The sequence below is a fragment of the Bacteroidia bacterium genome (assembly GCA_025056095.1).
GTDB lineage: Bacteria > Bacteroidota > Bacteroidia > JANWVE01 > JANWVE01 > JANWVE01.
In genome coordinates, this window is sequence record JANWVW010000334.1 from 1 (window position 1) to 1,441 (window position 1,441).

A 1,441-nucleotide genomic window follows, 5' to 3' on the forward strand; every position below is an offset into this window, starting at 1 on the left:
GGAGGGTGGGCGTTAGCCCAGTGCGGAGCGCAGCGAAGCACCGAAGCGAAAGCGTAGCCCGTAGCACGCCGACCCAAGCGCAGCGCAGGGACACGCCCAAAAAATGACAGTTTCATTTTTGTAAAAATAAAATAGACTTAATATGAGTGGGGGCTTCGCACTGCTGATGCACCCTCCGCATGCCTCACTCTATACGCTCTTATTGAAAACGCAGTTCTGTACCAAAAATAAACTCGCTATTCACAAACAAATATATTTAACTTTCCCAACACACATTTTTACTATTTTTGTAGTATGATAACAATTGCCAATCCTGCCTATAATGTAGTATTCAAGTATCTGATGGAGGATACCAACGTTGCCAAACTCCTCCTGTCCGATTTAATGCAGGAAGAAATTATAGAAATAGTAATCAGACCGCAGGAACATATTTTTGATATTATGACTGTAATGGTCTTTCGTATGGACTTTGAGGTCAAAATAAAAACTGCAAAAGGTAGAGAAAAAACCATGCTGGCAAAAGTGCAGAAATCCAAGTCCCCTAAGGAAATACTGCCGTTAAGACCCCGTCCCGTCAAAAATCAGGGGATGAGGAAAAAAATTGCAAGAACTGAAAAAAGTGAATTTGAATTACTGCCTTTTATCATGATACATTTTGTAAGTTATGATGTGGAGGAAACGCCTACGTGTCCCATTCTGCACTTACGCAGAAAAATTATTGATGTCATTACTAAAGAGGAGATTGATGTAGAAGATGAATTTATTGATTTGATTACGCATGACTCCGTTATTGTACAGATACCTATGTTAAAGAAAGTGCGGAGAAATGAATTAGAGTTGATTTTATCTCTGTTTGATGAAACCGAGTTCTTACAGGAAATCACCATCAATGAAGAAGATTATCCCGTAAAGTACAGGGAAGTAATACAGCGGTTATCAGAAGCGGCGTCATCAGAGAATATACGGAGAAGCATGAACATAGAGGACAGCATTGCAGAGATCTTTAAACTGACAGAAGAGCGGAAACAAAAATTGGAACAGGAATTAAAGCAGGAAAAACACCGCTCAGAATACATGGAACAGGAAAAAGTCAAACTGATACAGTTCATGTTAAACAATGGCATAACGTTACAGCAGATACAGCAAAATTTAAGTATTGATAAAGCCTTTATGAAAAAGCACAAACTTTTGTAATTCTGATTTGAGTACAGCCTAACAAATAACTGACTGTTAGAATACTATTTTTGACACAAAGATATACCAGAATTCATGCAGATTTATCATGGGCGTGTCCCTGCACAGCGTTTCACTTCGTTCATGCGTGCAGGGTCGGCGTGCTACGGGCTACGCTATCGCTTCGGTGCTTCGCTGCGCTTCGCACCGTGCTAACGCACGCCCTCCGCATGCCTCACGCAAGGGATCTCTAAAAAATTCATTTCTC

General features: G+C 40.7%; 1 protein-coding gene. It reads left to right on the top strand.

From position 1 onward, the window contains the following. The first annotated feature begins 294 nt into the window (after positions 1-294). A complete protein-coding gene (locus tag NZ519_13885; GenBank protein ID MCS7029844.1) occupies positions 295-1,194 on the top strand; it encodes a hypothetical protein in 900 nt (299 codons plus the stop codon). Positions 1,195-1,441 lie beyond the last annotated feature (247 nt).